The sequence below is a fragment of the Nocardiopsis sp. NPDC057823 genome (assembly GCF_042797335.1).
In the GTDB taxonomy this organism is placed as follows: Bacteria; Actinomycetota; Actinomycetes; order Streptosporangiales; family Streptosporangiaceae; genus Nocardiopsis; species Nocardiopsis changdeensis.
In genome coordinates, this window is sequence record NZ_JBHVLR010000007.1 from 114155 (window position 1) to 129923 (window position 15769).

Annotated in this window: 16 protein-coding genes; 9 read left to right on the forward strand and 7 right to left on the reverse strand. The window is 75.1% G+C overall.

Annotated elements, in window-relative coordinates; translation table 11 throughout:
• The first annotated feature begins 68 nt into the window (after positions 1–68).
• Positions 69–830, forward strand: coding sequence for a phytanoyl-CoA dioxygenase family protein (locus ACFVNO_RS14370; protein ID WP_378892644.1), 762 nt, complete (start codon positions 69–71; stop codon positions 828–830).
• A 61-nt stretch (positions 831–891) separates the two neighbouring features.
• Here the strand turns inward: ACFVNO_RS14370 and ACFVNO_RS14375 are convergent, their stop codons facing one another.
• From ACFVNO_RS14375 to ACFVNO_RS14385, 3 genes are read right to left on the reverse strand one after another with little or no spacing between them, the layout of a single operon-like run.
• Positions 892–1218, reverse strand: coding sequence for a DUF1048 domain-containing protein (locus ACFVNO_RS14375; protein ID WP_220560865.1), 327 nt, complete (start codon positions 1216–1218; stop codon positions 892–894).
• Position 1219: 1 nt separating this feature from the next.
• Positions 1220–1576 (reverse strand): DUF1048 domain-containing protein, encoded by a 357-nt coding sequence (locus ACFVNO_RS14380; RefSeq protein ID WP_378892648.1) that lies wholly within the window; start codon positions 1574–1576, stop codon positions 1220–1222.
• Entirely contained in the window at positions 1573–1899 is a 327-nt protein-coding gene (locus ACFVNO_RS14385; protein WP_355261621.1) for a PadR family transcriptional regulator, read from the reverse strand. The genes ACFVNO_RS14380 and ACFVNO_RS14385 overlap by 4 nt, the downstream gene beginning before the upstream one ends.
• 224 nt (positions 1900–2123) lie before the next feature.
• On the opposite strand from ACFVNO_RS14385, the gene ACFVNO_RS14390 reads away from it, so the two are divergent.
• Positions 2124–2570 carry a hypothetical protein gene (locus ACFVNO_RS14390; RefSeq protein ID WP_378892652.1) on the forward strand — a complete coding sequence of 149 codons (447 nt, stop codon included), beginning with the start codon at positions 2124–2126 and terminating at the stop codon, positions 2568–2570.
• Between the two features lie 241 nt (positions 2571–2811).
• Positions 2812–3306: a hypothetical protein gene (locus tag ACFVNO_RS14395; RefSeq protein ID WP_220560869.1), complete on the forward strand. Its 495-nt coding sequence runs from the start codon at positions 2812–2814 to the stop codon at positions 3304–3306.
• Between the two features lie 69 nt (positions 3307–3375).
• On the opposite strand, the gene msrA is transcribed toward ACFVNO_RS14395, so the two are convergent.
• Entirely contained in the window at positions 3376–3885 is a 510-nt protein-coding gene (msrA, locus tag ACFVNO_RS14400) for a peptide-methionine (S)-S-oxide reductase MsrA (RefSeq protein ID WP_355261615.1), read from the reverse strand.
• Between the two features lie 273 nt (positions 3886–4158).
• Between msrA and ACFVNO_RS14405 the strand changes: the two genes are divergently transcribed.
• From ACFVNO_RS14405 to ACFVNO_RS14425, 5 genes are all read left to right on the forward strand, one after another.
• Positions 4159–5640, forward strand: a complete 1482-nt coding sequence (locus ACFVNO_RS14405) for an MDR family MFS transporter (protein WP_378892657.1) — start codon at positions 4159–4161, stop codon at positions 5638–5640.
• A gap of 172 nt (positions 5641–5812) precedes the next feature.
• Positions 5813–6331 carry a (2Fe-2S)-binding protein gene (locus ACFVNO_RS14410; protein WP_378892660.1) on the forward strand — a complete coding sequence of 173 codons (519 nt, stop codon included), beginning with the start codon at positions 5813–5815 and terminating at the stop codon, positions 6329–6331.
• Positions 6328–7320: an FAD binding domain-containing protein gene (locus tag ACFVNO_RS14415; RefSeq protein ID WP_378892663.1), complete on the forward strand. Its 993-nt coding sequence runs from the start codon at positions 6328–6330 to the stop codon at positions 7318–7320. Before ACFVNO_RS14410 ends, ACFVNO_RS14415 begins: the two co-directional genes overlap by 4 nt.
• Positions 7317–9398, forward strand: coding sequence for a xanthine dehydrogenase family protein molybdopterin-binding subunit (locus tag ACFVNO_RS14420; RefSeq protein ID WP_378892666.1), 2082 nt, complete (start codon positions 7317–7319; stop codon positions 9396–9398). Before ACFVNO_RS14415 ends, ACFVNO_RS14420 begins: the two co-directional genes overlap by 4 nt.
• 97 nt (positions 9399–9495) lie before the next feature.
• Positions 9496–10056, forward strand: coding sequence for a TIGR03086 family metal-binding protein (locus ACFVNO_RS14425; RefSeq protein WP_220560878.1), 561 nt, complete (start codon positions 9496–9498; stop codon positions 10054–10056).
• Between the two features lie 43 nt (positions 10057–10099).
• Here the strand turns inward: ACFVNO_RS14425 and ACFVNO_RS14430 are convergent, their stop codons facing one another.
• Positions 10100–11494, reverse strand: coding sequence for a PLP-dependent aminotransferase family protein (locus tag ACFVNO_RS14430; RefSeq protein WP_378892669.1), 1395 nt, complete (start codon positions 11492–11494; stop codon positions 10100–10102).
• Positions 11495–11540: 46 nt separating this feature from the next.
• On the opposite strand from ACFVNO_RS14430, the gene ACFVNO_RS14435 reads away from it, so the two are divergent.
• On the forward strand, positions 11541–12818 hold the full coding sequence (locus ACFVNO_RS14435) for an MFS transporter (RefSeq protein ID WP_378892672.1): 1278 nt from the start codon (positions 11541–11543) through the stop codon (positions 12816–12818).
• Here the strand turns inward: ACFVNO_RS14435 and ACFVNO_RS14440 are convergent.
• On the reverse strand, positions 12800–13462 hold the full coding sequence (locus ACFVNO_RS14440; protein ID WP_355261598.1) for a lysophospholipid acyltransferase family protein: 663 nt from the start codon (positions 13460–13462) through the stop codon (positions 12800–12802). The genes ACFVNO_RS14435 and ACFVNO_RS14440 overlap by 19 nt on opposite strands.
• Positions 13463–13630: 168 nt before the next feature.
• Positions 13631–15490: an FHA domain-containing protein gene (locus tag ACFVNO_RS14445; protein ID WP_355261595.1), complete on the reverse strand. Its 1860-nt coding sequence runs from the start codon at positions 15488–15490 to the stop codon at positions 13631–13633.
• Positions 15491–15769: the final 279 nt, after the last annotated feature.

The window sequence follows — 15769 nt, forward strand, 5'->3', positions numbered from 1 at the left end:
GGGCACCGCATAGCGTTTCCCGCGGACGGGGCACGCCGCCCCGCGACCGTGGTGAGAGGAGACCGCACATGCTGTCCGAGCGCGACGTCGAGGCGTTCGTCCGGGACGGGTACGTCGCCCTGCGCGGCGCGTTCCCCCGCGAACTCGCCGACCGGGGGAGGGAGCTGCTGTGGGCCGACCTGGACTGCGACCCCGGCGACCCGGCCACTTGGACCCGGCCGGTCATCCGGCTCGGCGGCTACCACGACCCGCCGTTCCGCGAGGCCGCGTGCGCCCCCGCGCTGCTCGAGGCGTTCGACGCGCTGGTGGGGGAGGGGCGCTGGCAGCGGCCCGGCGGGCTGGGCACGTTCCCCGTGCGCTTCCCCAGTGACGAGGACCCCGGGGACGCCGGCTGGCACCTCGACGCCTCGTTCGCCGGAGAGCAGGGGGAGGCCCGGGTCAACCTCCGCTCGCGCGGGCGCGCGCTGCTGATGCTCTTCCTGTTCTCCGACGTGGGCCCCGACGACGCGCCCACGCGCATCCGGGTGGGCTCGCACCGGGACCTGCCCCGGCTGCTGGCCGACGCGGGCGACGAGGGGCGCGAGTTCATGGACCTGTGCGGCGAGGCGGTCCCCGCCAGTGAGGGGCGGCCGGAGGCACTGGCCACCGGAGAGGCGGGCGACGTGTTCCTGTGCCACCCGTTCCTCGTGCACAGCGCGCAGCCGCACCGGGGCTCCGTCCCGCGCTTCATGGCCCAGCCCCCGCTGCTCCCGGTGGGGGAGCTCGACCTCGAGGCCGAGCACCCCACCCCGGTGGAGCGCGCCGTCATCGAGGCGCTCCGCGACGGCTGACCCGCGGCGGCCCGGGGGGCGTTGTCCACCGGGCCGCGCGGCCGCCGCCCCGGGCGCGGGGTCACGCGCCGGGGGAGCCGGAGCCCTCGGCCGCGGACGCCTGGTAGAGGTCCGCGTAGGTCGGCGTGTCCTTGATCAGGTCGTCGCAGAAGGCGGCGACGTCGGGGCCGATGAGGTCCATGACCCCGGTGCCCGCTGCGGCCCCCTCCTCGAAGAAGTCGACGATCCCCGAGAGCAGGTCCCCCTCGGCCAGGCCGACCGGCCCGACCTTGAAGTAGTACCTCTGGATCTCCTTGTAGACGATCTGGTAGTCCGGCGGCAGCGCCTTGACCCGCGCCACGTGCGCGCGCCACTGCCGCTTGCCCTCGATGATGTCCTGGACGCCCATGTCAGCCTCCCAGCCGGGCCAGTTTCCTCGCGACGTTCCGGTTCAACTGCTCGCGCCACCGGTCCCGGTGGCTCCGGGCCCCCTCCCCGCCGGCCAGCGCCGCACAGAAGCCCGCGACGTCGTCGCCCAGGACGTCGCGGACGTCCTGCCCGTCCGCCGCGGTCTCCTCCAGCAGCCCCAGGGCGCCGTCGAAGATCGGCATCAGGTTGCGTCCCGAGAAGTCCGAGTAGGGGTACAGGTGGGCCTTGATCTGCTCCCACGCCTCACGGTGGCCGGTCGGCAGGGCCGCGGCCCGGGCCTCGAACGCCTTCCACTCCCGGGTGAGGTCGCTGCCCGTCACCGTCTCCCAGAGGTTCATCCCCCGTCCTTCCTGAGCTTCTCGATCCGGTCCGAGACGTAGTCCCACTTGGCCCAGAACGTGGCGAGCTGCGCCCGCCCCGCGTCGTTGAGCGCGTAGAACTTGCGCGGCGGCCCCACCCCGGAGGGCCGTTTCGTCACCTGGACGAGGCCGTTCTTCTCCAGGCGCAGCAGGATGGTGTAGACCGTCCCCTCGACGACGTCGGCGAAGCCGAGCTCGTTCAGCCGCCGCGTGATGGCGTACCCGTAGGTCTCCTCGCCGCCGATGATCTCCAGCACGCAGCCCTCGAGCGTGCCCTTCAGCATCTCCGTCAGGTCTTCCATCGCAGGTCCTCTTCAGTCCTCCTGGTACTTCGTGGCACAGAGTACTACTATAAAGTACCACAAGGTAGCGGTGGACGTGAGGCGAACGGGAGAACCCGGCTCGGGGTCCGGGCGCGGTCGCCGCCCCCTCGGCGATACCTCGGCCGGACCGGCGAGGCGCTCCCGCCGTTCGGGCCCGACATGGCGCAGGATCGGTTGCGGGACCACGGCACGGGGAGGACACCATGACGGAACGGAAGGGCATCCCGGTACGGGCCTGCCTGCTGGGCCTGGCGGCCGGATCGCGGGCCAGCCTGGGCGTGGGGACCGCGCTGCGCACCGTCCCCTGGGGCGGCCGGGCGCTGACGGTGTTGACGGTGCTCGGCACCGCCGCGGAGTTCGTCGGCGACAAGCTTCCCGGCGTCCCCAGCCGCCTGGGCTGGGCGGGGCTCGCCCCCCGCATCGCCAGCGCCGCCGCCGGCGGCGCCCTCCTGGCCCGCGCCGCGGGCGCCCCGGCCCTTCCCGCCGCCCTGATCGCGGGCGCCACCGCCCCCGCGGGGGCCTGGGCGGGCGTCGCCTGGCGCGAGGCGTGGGGCCGCGTCGGCCCGGACACCGCCGGGGCGCTCATCGAGGACGCCGTCGCGCTCGCCGTCTCCTCGGCCGCCGCCCGGGGCCTGGCCCGCGAGGACTGACCGCCGCACCCGGCGCGGACCGGGCGTCCGCCCGCGGACCCGGACGGACGACCGAAAAGCCGGAAGAATCAGGGAATTTCGACCGAACGGCTCCGAACGGTGACTTCGCCATCACAGGTGTGCTGAGCTGCGCCTTTGTGTGCGACGGGGGTGGGATTCCCAGGTCCGGGCCCTCGGGAACCCCTGGGGTTGCGGGAATCCTGGTTCACACCTGCACCTCCCGTCACTCTAAGGTTCGCTCATGATCAACAATCGGAACGGGCGCCCCATCGTGCGAGGCGAGTCCCCCGCCCTGGTCGGCGAACTCCTGGCCGACTTCGAAGCGCGCACAGGGGCCGCGCACACAGCCGCCTTCGACCTGGACGGCGTCCTCCTCGGCCACGCCGGGCACCCCGACGACGAGGCGGCCACGGCGCGCGCCGAGCAGTCGGCCTCCAGCTCCTACATGCTCGCCTCCCTCTCCACCGGGGTGGGCACCACCCTGCCCTCCCTCAGCCGCCCCGGGGGGCTGGGCCGCCCCGACCACCTGCTGCTGCGCTACCGCGGCCGCGACGAGAACGGCCGCCGGCCCTCGCCCTGGTGGGTGCTGGTGGTCCCCGTCCCCGAGTGGGGCGGCCTGGTCACCGAGATCCCGCCGGGCTCCGACGCCTCGGTCACCGCGGTCATGAGCGAGCTGCTGCTGTCCTCCGAGCGCATCCACGCCGCCCTGGCCGAGGCCGGGCTCGTCGGCGGCTGACACGCCCTCCCGGAACGCCGAGGGGCCCCGGCCGTCCGGCCGGGGCCCCTCGGGCCTCGCTTCACGTCCTCACGCGGTGGCCCCGCGCCTGGGCAGGCGCCACTCGGGCCGCGGGAAGTGGCAGGTGTACCCGTTCGGGTACTTCTCCAGGTAGTCCTGGTGCTCCGGCTCGGCCTCCCAGAAGGCCCCCACCGGCTCGACCTCGGTGACCACCGGGCCCGGCCACAGGCCGGACGCGTTCACGTCGGCGATGGTGTCCTCGGCGACCTTCCTCTGGTCCTCGTCCACGTAGTAGATCGCCGACCGGTAGCTCATCCCGATGTCGTTGCCCTGGCGGTTCAGGGTCGTCGGGTCGTGGATCTGGAAGAAGAACTCCAGCAGCTCCCGGTAGGAGGTCCGCTCCGGGTCGAAGTGGATCTCGATCCCCTCGGCGTGCGTCCCGTGGTTCCGGTAGGTCGCGTTCTCGACGTCGCCCCCGGTGTAGCCCACCCGGGTGTCGACCACCCCGGGGAGCCTGCGGATGAGGTCCTGCATGCCCCAGAAACAGCCTCCGGCCAGGACGGCGCGCTCGGTCGTCATCTGTGACCACCCTTTCTTCGTGCGGCGTCCTTCATAACACCTCCGGGCCGCGGGGAGTTCCCGCCGCCCCGGGCGCGCGGGTGCGGGCCGCGCCACACGGCCGCGGACCCGCTCCCGCCCAGGTGGGGATGCCGTAGAACACAGCGCCGCAGCGGGAATGTCCTAAACATGTGGAAGGTTGGGAGTTTTCCGGGAGAGAATATTTGCACTCCCTGCATCCCCCGCCTGCATCCCCCGCGCACTGACGGACACCACGAACCACAGAGGACACTTGTGACCGGGACACCCACACCATCCGACCGCGCGCCGGAGACCGCCGACACCGGGCCGGAGCCGCGCGCCGACCGCCTGGTCATCCCGTTGCTCCTGGTCTCGGCGTTCGTCGTCATCCTCAACGAGACCATCATGGGCGTGGCCCTGCCCGCGCTCAACAAGGACCTGGGCATCTCCGTCTCCACCGGGCAGTGGCTCACCTCCGCCTTCATGCTGGTGATGGCCGTGGTGATCCCCGCGACCGGCTACCTGCTCCAGCGCTTCCACGTGCGGCAGGTGTTCATCGCCGCCATGTCGCTGTTCACCCTGGGCACCCTGCTGTGCTTCCTGGCACCGGGCTTCGCGTTCCTGCTCATGGGGCGGGTCGTCCAGGCCGTGGGCACGGCGATCATGATGCCGCTGCTCATGACCACCATCCTCAACACCGTGCCCGCCGAGCGGCGCGGCCGCACCATGGGCAACATCTCCATCGTCATGTCGGTGGCGCCCGCCGTCGGCCCGACGCTGGCCGGCCTCATCCTCAGCGTCCTGGACTGGCGCTGGATGTTCGGCCTGGTGCTGCCCATCGCCCTCCTGGGCCTGACCCTGGGCGCCCTGTTCATCCGCAACGTCACCGAGCCGCGCCCCTCCACCATCGACATGTTCTCGGTGCTGGTCTCGGCGTTCGCGTTCGGCGGCCTGGTGTACGGCTTCTCCAGCCTGGGCGGCCACGGCGGCGGCCCGATCCCGCCGCAGCTGGCCATCGGCATCGGCGCGGTGGCGCTGGTGGTGTTCGTGTGGCGGCAGATCCGCCTCCAGCGCGACGAGCGCGCCCTGCTGGACCTGCGCGTGTTCCGCTCCACCCAGTTCTCGATCTCCATCGGGCTGGTCGCGGTCAGCTTCATGGCCCTGTTCGGCACGCTGATCCTGCTGCCGCTGTACATGCAGAACGTGCTGGAGTACGACACCCTGGCCACCGGCCTGGCCCTGCTGCCGGGCGGCCTGACCATGGGCCTGATCGCACCGTTCGTCGGCCGCCTCTACGACAAGCTCGGCCCCCGGCCGCTGGTCATCCCGGGCGCCGCGCTGGTGTCGGCGATCCTGTGGGCGATGACGACGTTCGACACCCAGACCCCGCTCGGGTTCATCATCGCCACCCACGTCATGCTCACCATCGGCCTGGGCCTGATGTTCACGCCGCTGCTCACCGGCGCCCTGGGGTCGCTCACCCCGCAGCTGTACTCGCACGGCAGCGCGGTCGTCGGCACCGTGCAGCAGGTCGCGGGCGCGGCGGGCACGGCAGCGTTCGTCGCGGTGATGGCGGCCTCCACGGCCGGCTACCTGGGCGACGGCCTGCCGGAGACCGAGGCCATGGCGGGCGGCATCCACGTCGCCTTCCTGCTCGGCGCCTCGATCTCGGTGCTGGCGTTCGCGGCCACGTTCTTCGTGCGCCGCGCCGCCGCCGGCACCGGGGAGGTCCCGGCGGCCGCCGCCGCGCACTAGCCGCACCGCGCCACGGCCGGCTCCCCACCGGGAGGCCGGCCGTTCGCGTGCCCGGGACCGTGCGCCGGGATCGGTTCCCCCCGCCGTGTCGGCTTCGTTCCGCCGTGCCCCCGTCGCAGACTGTGGGGAGCCGTCGCCCACGGCCGCGCAGATCACGGAGGGGGCACCCGCAGTGGACGTCACGATCACCCTGCACGTCGACGGCCGCGAGCACGAGCTCACCGTCGACACCCGCACGGGGCTGCTGGACGCCCTGCGCGACCGGCTGGGGGAGACCTCGCCCAAGAAGGGGTGCGACCACGGGCAGTGCGGCGCCTGCACCGTCCTGGTGGACGGCCGCCGCATCCTGTCCTGCCTCGCGCTGGCCGTCGCCCACGACGGGGCGGAGGTGACCACCGCAGCCGGGCTGGCCCCGCCGGGCCGGCTGCACCCGGTGGCCCGCGCCTTCGTCGACCGCGACGCCCTCCAGTGCGGCTACTGCACCCCGGGGCAGGTGTGCTCGGCCGTGGGCGTCATCGACGAGGCCGCCCGCGGCTGGCCCAGCCTCGTCACCGGGGATGCCGGGGACGCCGGGGAAGGGGCGCCGGTCCCGCTGGACCGCGAGGAGATCCGCGAGCGCATGAGCGGCAACCTGTGCCGCTGCGGGGCCTACCCCCGCATCGTCGAGGCGGTCGAGGAGGCGGCGCGATGAGGCCCTTCGACTACAGCCGGCCGACGGACGCCGCCGCGGCGGTCGCCGAGGTCTCGGCCGACCCTGAGGCCGCCTACCTGGCGGGCGGCACCAACCTGGTCGACCACCTCCGGCTGGGCGTCGAACGCCCCGGCCGCCTCGTCGACCTGCGGTCCCTGCTCGACGACGGCGTCGAGGAACTGCCCGGGGGAGGGCTGCGGATCGGCGCCGGGACGCCCAACGCCGACCTGGCCGCCCACCCCCTGGTCCGCCGGCACCACCCGATGCTGTCGGCCGCCCTGCTCTCGGGCGCCTCCGGGCAGGTGCGCAACGCCGCCACCACCGGCGGCAACCTGCTCCAGCGCACCCGGTGCCCCTACTTCCGGAACCCCGCCACCCCCTGCAACAAGCGCGAACCGGGCTCGGGCTGCTCCGCCCTGGAGGGGCACGGCCGCCACAACGCGGTCCTGGGCGCCTCCCGCCACTGCGTCGCCGTCCACCCCTCGGACATGGCGGTGGCGCTCACCGCCCTCGACGCGCGGGTGCGCGTCCTGGGCCCCGGCGGCGAACGCACCGTCCCCATGCCCGGCCTGCACCGCCTGCCCGGCGAGGAGCCGCACCGCGACACCGTGCTGGAGCACGGGGAGCTCATCACCGCGGTGGACCTGCCCGACCCGCCCGGCGGGCAGCGCTCGGCCTACCGCAAGGTGCGCGACCGGGCCTCCTTCGCCTTCGCCCTGGTGTCGGTGGCCGCCGCACTGGAGGTCGACGGCGGCCGCGTGCGGCGGGTCCGGCTGGCCCTGGGAGGCGTGGCGCACGCCCCCTGGCGCGCCCGCCGCGCCGAGGAGGCCCTGACCGGCGGCCCCGCCACCGAGGACGCCTTCCGCGAGGCGGCCCGCGCCGAACTCGCCGACGCCCGCACCGGGCCCGACAACGCCTTCAAGCCGGGGCTGGCGGTCTCCACCGTGACCGCCGTGCTGCGCGACCTGGCCGGGGAGGGGGACCGGTGAGCGGGCGGGACGGAACGCGCGCCCTGGGACTGCCGCTCGCCCGGCTGGAGGGCGCCGACAAGGCCACCGGCCGGGCGCCCTACGCCTACGAGCACCCCCTGCCCGACCCGCTGTACCTGCACCCCGTGACCTCGACCGTCGCCCGGGGGCGGATCACCTCCGTCGACGCCTCCGCCGCCCGCGGCACGGAGGGGGTCCGCCTCGTGCTGACCCACACCACCGCCGAGCGCCTCGCGGACACCGCGGACCGCGAGTTCGCCGTCCTGCAGTCCGACCGGGTGGCCTTCCACGGGCAGCTCGTCGCCGCCGTGGTCGCCGACACCCCCGAGACGGCCCGCGAGGCGGCCGCCCTGGTGCGGGTGGACTACGCGGTCGAGCCGCACGACGTGGTCCTCACCGCCGACCACCCGGGCCTGTACCGCCCCGAGGACGAGGACGACCCGGCCGACACCGAGCAGGGCGACCCCGACGCCGAGCTGGCCCGGGCACCGGTCGTCGTCGACCGCACCTACCGCACCCCCATGGAGCACAACAACCCCATGGAGCCCCACACCACCGTCGCCGTGTGGGACGGCGACGGCGGCGGGCTGACGCTGTACGACTCCACCCAGGGCGCCCACCCGGTCCGGGAGACGGTCGCCGGAGTGTTCGGCCTGGACCCCGCACGGGTCCGGGTGGTGTCCCCGCACGTGGGCGGCGGGTTCGGGTCCAAGGGGTCGGCGCACGCGCACAACATCCTCGCCGCCATGGCCGCCCGGGAGCTGCCGGGCCGGCCGGTCAAGTTCGCGCTGACCCGCCCGCAGATGTTCTCCCTGGCCGGGCACCGGACACCGACCGTCCAGCGGGTGCGCCTGGCCGCCGAGCGCGACGGCCGCATCCGCGCCCTGGTCCACGACTCGGTGGAGCACACCTCCATGGTCAAGGAGTTCACCGAGGGCAGCGCGGCGGTCTCGCGCATGATGTACGCCGCGCCCCACCGCCGCACCACCCAGCGCCTGGCCCCGCTCGACGTGCCCATCCCGTTCTGGATGCGGGCCCCCGGCGAGGCGCCCGGGATGTACGCCCTGGAGTCGGCCATGGACGAGCTGGCCCAGGCTTGCGGGATCGACCCCGTCGAGCTGCGCCTGCGCAACGAGCCGGAGACCGACCCGCGCACCGGCGAGCCCTGGTCGGACCGCCGGCTGGCCCGGTGCCTGCGCGAGGGCGCCGAACGGTTCGGCTGGGCCGGCCGCGACCCCGCGCCCGGGACCCGCCGGGAGGGCCGCTGGAGGGTGGGCACCGGGGTGGCCGCCGCCGTCTACCCGCACCTGTACAACCCCGGCTCCGCCGCCGAGATCGGCTACGACGGGGACCGCTACACGGTGGACATCGGAGCCGCCGACATCGGCACCGGGTCGCGCACCGCGCTCACGCAGATCGCGGCCCAGGCGCTGGAGCGGCCGGTGGAGGAGGTGCTGCTGCGCCTGGGCGACACCGACCTGCCCCCGGCCACGGTGGCCGGCGGCTCCAGCGGCACCGCGTCCTGGAGCGCGGCCGTGCTCGCCGCCGCGGCGGCCTTCCGGGAGGAGCACGGGGCCGACCCCCGGCCCGGGGCCCGGGCCCGCGCCGCGGCCCCGGAGGACACGGTGGAGCCGGGCCGCGCGGTGGCCTCGTTCGGGGCCCACTTCGCCGAGGTGCGGGTGGACGCCGACACCGGGGAGGTCCGGGTGCCGCGCATGCTGGGGGTGTTCTCGGTGGGCCGGGTCGTCAACCCGCGCACCGCGCGCTCCCAGTTCGTGGGCGGCATGGTCATGGGGCTGTCGATGGCGCTCCACGAGCGCAGCGTCCTGGACCCCCGTTTCGGGCACGTGGTCAACGCCGACCTCGCCGAGTACCACGTCGCCGTCAACGCCGACGTGGGCGAGGTGGAGGCCCACTGGCTGGAGGGCGAGGACCCCTCGGCCGGCCCCCTGGGGCTGCGCGGGGTCGGGGAGATCGGCATCGTCGGCACCGCGGCGGCCATCGCCAACGCCGCCCACCACGCCACCGGGGTCCGCGTCAGGGACCTGCCGCTCACCCCGGACCGGTTCGCGGGCTGAGGGCGGGACGGGGCCGCCGGGGGCCGCCGCCGGGTGTCCCGGGGCTCCGGGGCGGGTAGACGGCCCTGAGTGACCGGACACCGCGGAGGGAACCGACATGGAACGGCTGATCGACCTGCACGGCACCGCCCTGGAGGAGTTCGACCGGCGGGTGCGCCTGATCCGGATGACCGACTGGGCGCTGCCCACCCCCTGCTCCGACTGGGACGTCCACGATCTGGTCGACCACCTGACCACCGAGCAGCTGTGGGTGCCGCCGCTGTTGGAGGGCCGCACCCCCGAGGAGGTCGGCGACCGCTTCGACGGCGACGTCCTGGGCGAGGAGCCGCTCGCCGTCTGGGAGGTGGCGGCCCGGGAGGCCCGCACCGCCTGGCTGGCGCCCTCCGCGCAGAACCGCACCGTCCACCTGTCGTTCGGCGACGCCCCGGCGGAGCTGTACCTGTGGCAGATGACCTTCGACCTGGGCGTGCACGCCTGGGACCTGGCCCGGGCGCTGGGCGCCGACGAGAACCTGGACCCCGACCTGGTCGCCGAGCTCTACGGCTGGGCCCGGCGCCAGGACTTCGGCCCGGGGCCGATGTTCGACGCGCCCGTGGAGGTGGGGGAGGAGGCCGGGACCCAGGAGCGCCTGCTGGCCCTGGCCGGCCGCGCGCTGTGACCCCGCCGCGGGCCGGGGCCGCCACCGCTCCCGGCGTGCGCGCTCAGGGCAGGTGGGCGGCCACGGCGGCGACGGCCGCGGCCAGGGCGGGGGCGAACAGGTGCGGGCGGGGCGCACCGTAGCCGATCACCATCGCCGGACCCCGCTCCGGCGCACCGGACCCGAACGAGGCCAGCCCCTCCAGCGCCAGCCCCCGTCGCGCAGCCTCGGCCGACACGGCCGCCTCCGACACCCCCGCGGGCAGCTCCAGCGGGCAGTGCAGCCCCGCCTCGGGCCCCGACAGGGAGCAGCCGGGCAGCCCGGCGACGGCCGCGGCCACCGCCCGCCGCCGGTCCCGGTGGACGGCCCGGGCCCGGCGCACCGCCAGGTCGTAGCGGTGCGAGGTGATCAGGTCCGCCAGCGCCAGCTGCCCCGGGACGTGGTGGCCCGCCCCCGACAGCTCGCGCAGCCCCACCAGCTCGGGCACCAGCTCCGCGGGCGCCACCGCCCAGGCCGTCCCCAGGCCCGGGGCCAGCGACTTGCTGGCCGTGCCCAGGTAGACGACGCGGTCGGGGGCCAGCGCCTGCACCGCGCCCACCGCCCGGCGGTCGTAGCGGAACTCGCCGTCGTAGTCGTCCTCCAGCACCAGGGCGTCCCGCCGCTGCGCCCACCGCACCAGCGCCCGGCGCCGCTCGGGTGAGAGCACCGCCCCCGTCGGGAACTGGTGGGCCGGGGTGAGCAGCACCGCTCCCACATTCAGCCCCTCCAGCGCCGCCACGTCCGCGCCGTCGGCGTCCACCGGCACCGGTACCGGCTCCAGCCCGTGGGCGGCCGCGATGCGCCGGTGCCGCCCGTGCCCGTACGCCTCCACCGCGATGCGCCGGGCCCCGCGCCGGGCCAGCGCCCGGCACAGCAGTGCCAGCAGGTCACCGAAACCGTGCCCCACCACCACGTTCTCCGCGCGGGCGCGCACGCCGCGCGCCCGCGCCGTGTACCCCGCCAGGGCCTCGCGCAGCGGTGCCGCCCCGCGCGGGTCGGGGTAGTCGAAGGCGTCGGCGGGCGCGGACTCCACGGCCCGGCGCAGCGCCGCCGCCCACTCCCCGCGCGGGAACGCCGACGGGTCGGGGATGCCGCCGCGCAGGTCCAGGGCGGGCGGCGGCGGTGGCTCGGCGTCGGCGCCCGCGGGCGGCGGCCCGGGGCGGCGGGCCACCCAGGTGCCCGCCCCCACACGCGACTCCAGCCACCCCTCGGCGGCCAGCCGCCCGTACACCTCGGCCACGGTGTTGCGGGCGATGCCCAGGTCGGCGCCGAGCGTGCGCGAGGACGGCAGCCGGGTCCCGGCGGGCAGGCGCCCCCCGGTGACGGCGGCGCGCAGCTCCCGCTCCAGGGACCGGGCCACCCGGGTCCCGCCGACCTCCACGTGCAGGTCGATCCCGGAAATGGCCCATGTTCTCTCCATGGGATCGCACTGTAGCGGTGGGCCGATCGCTCCGTAGCCTCGACCCGTGAACACGGGAACGAACCCGGCCGGCGCCGCCCTGCGGGCCGCCCGGGACGGCGGGTTGCGGCGGATGTACGCCGCGCAGGCGGTCGGAGCGGTGGTCGACGGCGCGGTGCTGGCCACGGCGGTGCTGTACTTCGGCACCCGGGTCGGGGTGCCGGTCCCCTGGATCGGCCTGGTCCTGGGGGCGGGCAACCTGGCAGCCCTGGCGGCGGCGGTGCCGTTGGGGGCCCTGGCCGACGCGGTCGGGGCGCGCCGGGCGGCGGTGGGCTTCACCTGCCTGGTGGGGGCGTCCCTGGCCGTCTACGCGGTGGCGGACGGGCCGTGGACGTACGCGGTCGGCGCGGTCGTGTTCGTGGTGGCCCAGACCGGGCTGGGCGCCGCCCGCCAGGCGGTGGTGGCCGCCCGGGTGGAGCCCCGGGCCCGGGTGGCCGCCCGGGGGAGGATGCACACCCTGCTCAACGCGGGCATGGGCGCCGGGACGGTGCTGGGCGCGCTGGTGCTGGCCGCGGGCGCCGACGCCGGGTTCACGCTCCTGTACGGGGGCGGGGCGCTCGTGGTGCTCGGCTGCGCGCTGCTGCTGGCGGGGATGCCCGCGGACCCGGCCGACTCCGCGGCGGCGGGCCGCGACCGCCGGATCTCGGCCGCCCTGGGCGACCGGCGGCTGCTGGCGGTCACCGCGCTGACGTCGGTGGTGCAGCTGTGCCTGCCCGTGCTGTCGGTGATCCTGCCGCTGTGGGCGGCCCAGGGGACCCGCGCCCCCGGGTGGGTCCCCGCGGTGGCGCTGGGCCTGAACACGGTGCTGGTCCTGGCCGTGCAGCGCCCCTGGGCCGACCGCGTGGTCTCGGACGCGGCGGCGGCCCGGTCGGCGCTGTGGGCGGCCGCCGCCCTGCCGGGCGGGTGCGTGCTCCTCGGCTCGGCCGGAACGGGCGGCGCGGCCGCGGCCACCGCCCTCGTCCTGGCGGGGATCGTGCTGATCACCGTCGGCGAGGTGGCGGGCGGACCGCCCGCCTGGCACCTGGCCCTGCGCGACGTGCCGGCCGCGCTCCAGGCCAGGCACCAGGCCGTGTTCGGGATGGCCGGTTCGGTGGCGCGCATCGCCGGGTCGGCGGCGCTGCTGCCGTTCGTCCTGGCCGCGGGGGCCTGGGGCTGGGCGGCGGTGGGCGCGGCGATGGCGGCGGCCGCCGCCGGACTCGCCCTGCTGGCCCGCCCGGTCCGCCGGGACCTCCCGCACGGGCGCCCCGGCCCCGGGCAGGCGCCGGGTCAGCCCACGGAGTTGTAGTGGTCCGCCCGCTCCTGCCCGGACAGGGAGTGGATGGCGTCCATCACCCGGTCGGTGATCTCGCGGCGGGCCTTGCCGGGGGCCAGGTGGTCGTAGCCGGTGGAGAAGTCCAGCGGCTTCCCGAAGCGCACGGTGAAGGGGCGCGGCCGCGGCATCGACGCCCCGATCGGCTGGACCTCCTGGGTGCCCGCCACCGCCACCGGGACCACCGGGGCCTTGGACTCCAGGGCCAGGTGCGCCACCCCGGTGCGGCCCCGGTACAGGCGGCCGTCCTTGGAACGGGTGCCCTCGGGGTAGATCACGCAGGCCTCGCCCTCGCGCAGCCGCTCCAGCATCACGTCCAGGGACACCAGGGCGTCGCGGGCGTTGCGCCGCTCCACCGGGATGGCCCCCAGCGCGCCGAACACGGTGCCGGTGACCCGGCCCTTGATCCCCTTGCCCTCGAAGTAGTCGCTCTTGGCCAGGAACCGCACCCGGCGCTGGGTCACCGACAGCGGGATCACCACGCTGTCCACGAAGGACAGGTGGTTGCTGGCCAGCAGCACCGGCCCGGTCGCGGGGACGTTCTCGCGGCCCTCGATGGTCGGGCGGCACAGGGACCGGGCCAGGAGTGACGCCGTCTGCCGCAGCACATCGTAGAGCACGTGGTCTCCCTCACTCAGGGTGGTGGTCGAACCCGATGGTAAGGGTGACCCACGGGTAATGAGCGGTTCCGCCGGAGAGAGTGCCGCAGGTCACCGAACAGGGACGACGCGGACGAACAGGGCGCGCCCGCGGTCACGTTCCGCACCGCGCCCCGCTCCGCCCGTGCGTCACGCCCGTGCGGGCTGGGCCGCCTCCTCGCGGTAGAAGATGTCGATGTCGACCTCCTCGCCGCCCACCGTGAGAGTGTCCCACGGACCCCCGGCGACCAGCGAACGCAGGGTCTCGTCGGTGAGCCGGGCCAGGTGCTCGCGCAGGGCCCCGTCGTCGGGCAGCCCCTCGATCCGGCCCGCCAGCCGGGACCGGATCGACCCCAGCCGCTCCATGAGCACCTCGGTGTCGGCCTCGCGCCCGGCGCCCTCCCCGGCCAGGCTCCGGGCGATCAGCTCCTTGACCGTGCTCGTCACCCCGTCCTCGTCGCTGGCCACCATCGCCTTCCAGGCCCGGCTCTTGTGCCGGTACTGGAGCATCGACATGGCCGCCTCGTGGCGGATGAAGTCCGCGTCCCGGAAGGGGCGCCCGCTCCAGGCGCTGCTCAGCGAGCGGGCCAGCGAGATCGCCGAGGCCAGCCCGCTGTTGAGGCCGCGCCCGGGCCAGAAGTGGATGGCGTTGGCGGCGTCCCCCAGCAGGAACCCGTAGGTGCCGGGGGAGGCGGGGGTCTCCGCCCGCAGCTGGGCGGTGAACCGCGGCCGCTGCACCATGCTCAGCCGGAACGCGGTGACGGCGCTCAGGTCCTCCTCGGGGACCGCGAAGAACTCCAGCCCCTGACGCACCCGCTTCCACAGTTTCGACCCCTTGACGAGGGCGGGCAGGAACAGCGTGCTGTGGGTGGAGCAGGCGAAGTCGCCGTCCCCGTCGCGGTCCATGACGCACGGGCGGGAGCCGATGCACTGCTCGAACGACCGCCGGACCGGGTCGATGCCCACGACCTCCTGCGCCTCCTCGTCGGTGAGGCGCATGTTGAGGAACCCCTCGCCGCGCAGCGAGTTGAGCAGGAACCGGTTCTGGGCGACCGTCAGCAGCACGGTCGCCGGGTCCGACAGGGCCGACCGCACCTGGAGCCCCAGCACCACGTCCTCGACGTGCTCGCCGTCCAGCGAGTAGATGCCGCTGTCGGCCTGCCCGAAGCGGCCGGTGAGGTGCTCGCGGGTGCGCGAGCGCGACCCCTCGCACACGGCCAGCACGTGCCGGCCCTCCAGCGCCCCGGGCGCGGTCACGTCGAACTTCTCCGGGACCAGCCGGATGCGGTCGGGCCGCTCGCCGCACATCCGCAGCAGCACGTCCTCGATGCGCGCGATGCGGATGTTGCGCGGCCCCAGGCCGCCGATGGAGTCGGCGCCCGAGGGCCACATCTCGGTGTACTCGCCGGGGGCGAACAGCCGCTCGCGCATCTCCTCGGACAGGTTGAGGAACTGGCGGCTCTGGATCGTCACCACCTGCCGGCGCCGGACGTTGCCCTGCCGCTCGTCCTTCCACACGACCCGGCCGTCCTCGCGGGTCCAGCGGGAGTCGTACACGGTCACCGACACCTGCGGGCCCAGCAGGTGGTCCAGCAGCAGGGCGAAGGCCAGCCCGACGGGGCCGCCGCCGGACACGGCGACGTTCAGGACGGGCCCGGAGAACACCTCGGGCCGGACGAACATCTGGGTCACCGGCAGGTCGGAGGGCGCCCCCGGGGTCTCGGCCGCCTCCCAGCGGAACGTCTCCTCGCCGATGGCGATGAGATCGCCGGGCAGCAGCAGGTGCTCGGTGACCCGCTCGCCGTTGACGAGGGTGCCGTTGCTGCTGCCGCGGTCGCGCAGGACGTGGTTCTCCCCCTCCCGCCGCAGCTCGGCGTGGAAGCGGGAGACCGCGCGGCCGGGGAAGACCACGGTGTTGTCGGTGTGGCGGCCGAACGTCACCGGCGCGTCGCCGACGGGGAAGCGGTGCCCGCAGAGGGCGCCCTCGGTTCCGACGATCTCGAAGGACACGGCTGCTTCTCTCTGTGCAGGGGGTGACGGGGGATGAACGACCTGGGGCCGATTCCCTGCGTAGGATGCGACCGCCGGGCATTCGGATCGGAATATTACGGAAAAAACCTCTGCTTCGTATATTCGGAAGGACCGGAACCCGGCGCTGTAATCGGTCTTTTTCGAGCCCCTGTGCGCCGTCCGCAGTTTCGGCCACGTGGGCGCGAAACCGCAGGTCACGGACCTGTGAGGCGGAAGTCCTTTTCCCGGCCTGGGGCGAATGGGGAGGATGTGACGCCG

What these genes read in the sequence shown, in the direction of transcription:
- ACFVNO_RS14375 (WP_220560865.1), bottom strand. Translation starts at nt 1,218, where the DNA reads ATGGGCGTCCAGGACATCATCGAGGGCAAGCGGCAGTGGCGCGCGCAC.
- ACFVNO_RS14425 (WP_220560878.1), top strand. Translation starts at nt 9,496, where the DNA reads ATGGAACGGCTGATCGACCTGCACGGCACCGCCCTGGAGGAGTTCGAC.
- ACFVNO_RS14395 (WP_220560869.1), top strand. Translation starts at nt 2,812, where the DNA reads ATGATCAACAATCGGAACGGGCGCCCCATCGTGCGAGGCGAGTCCCCC.
- ACFVNO_RS14390 (WP_378892652.1), top strand. Translation starts at nt 2,124, where the DNA reads ATGACGGAACGGAAGGGCATCCCGGTACGGGCCTGCCTGCTGGGCCTG.
- ACFVNO_RS14430 (WP_378892669.1), bottom strand. Translation starts at nt 11,494, where the DNA reads ATGGAGAGAACATGGGCCATTTCCGGGATCGACCTGCACGTGGAGGTC.
- msrA (WP_355261615.1), bottom strand. Translation starts at nt 3,885, where the DNA reads ATGACGACCGAGCGCGCCGTCCTGGCCGGAGGCTGTTTCTGGGGCATG.
- ACFVNO_RS14385 (WP_355261621.1), bottom strand. Translation starts at nt 1,899, where the DNA reads ATGGAAGACCTGACGGAGATGCTGAAGGGCACGCTCGAGGGCTGCGTG.
- ACFVNO_RS14415 (WP_378892663.1), top strand. Translation starts at nt 6,328, where the DNA reads ATGAGGCCCTTCGACTACAGCCGGCCGACGGACGCCGCCGCGGCGGTC.
- ACFVNO_RS14380 (WP_378892648.1), bottom strand. Translation starts at nt 1,576, where the DNA reads ATGAACCTCTGGGAGACGGTGACGGGCAGCGACCTCACCCGGGAGTGG.
- ACFVNO_RS14370 (WP_378892644.1), top strand. Translation starts at nt 69, where the DNA reads ATGCTGTCCGAGCGCGACGTCGAGGCGTTCGTCCGGGACGGGTACGTC.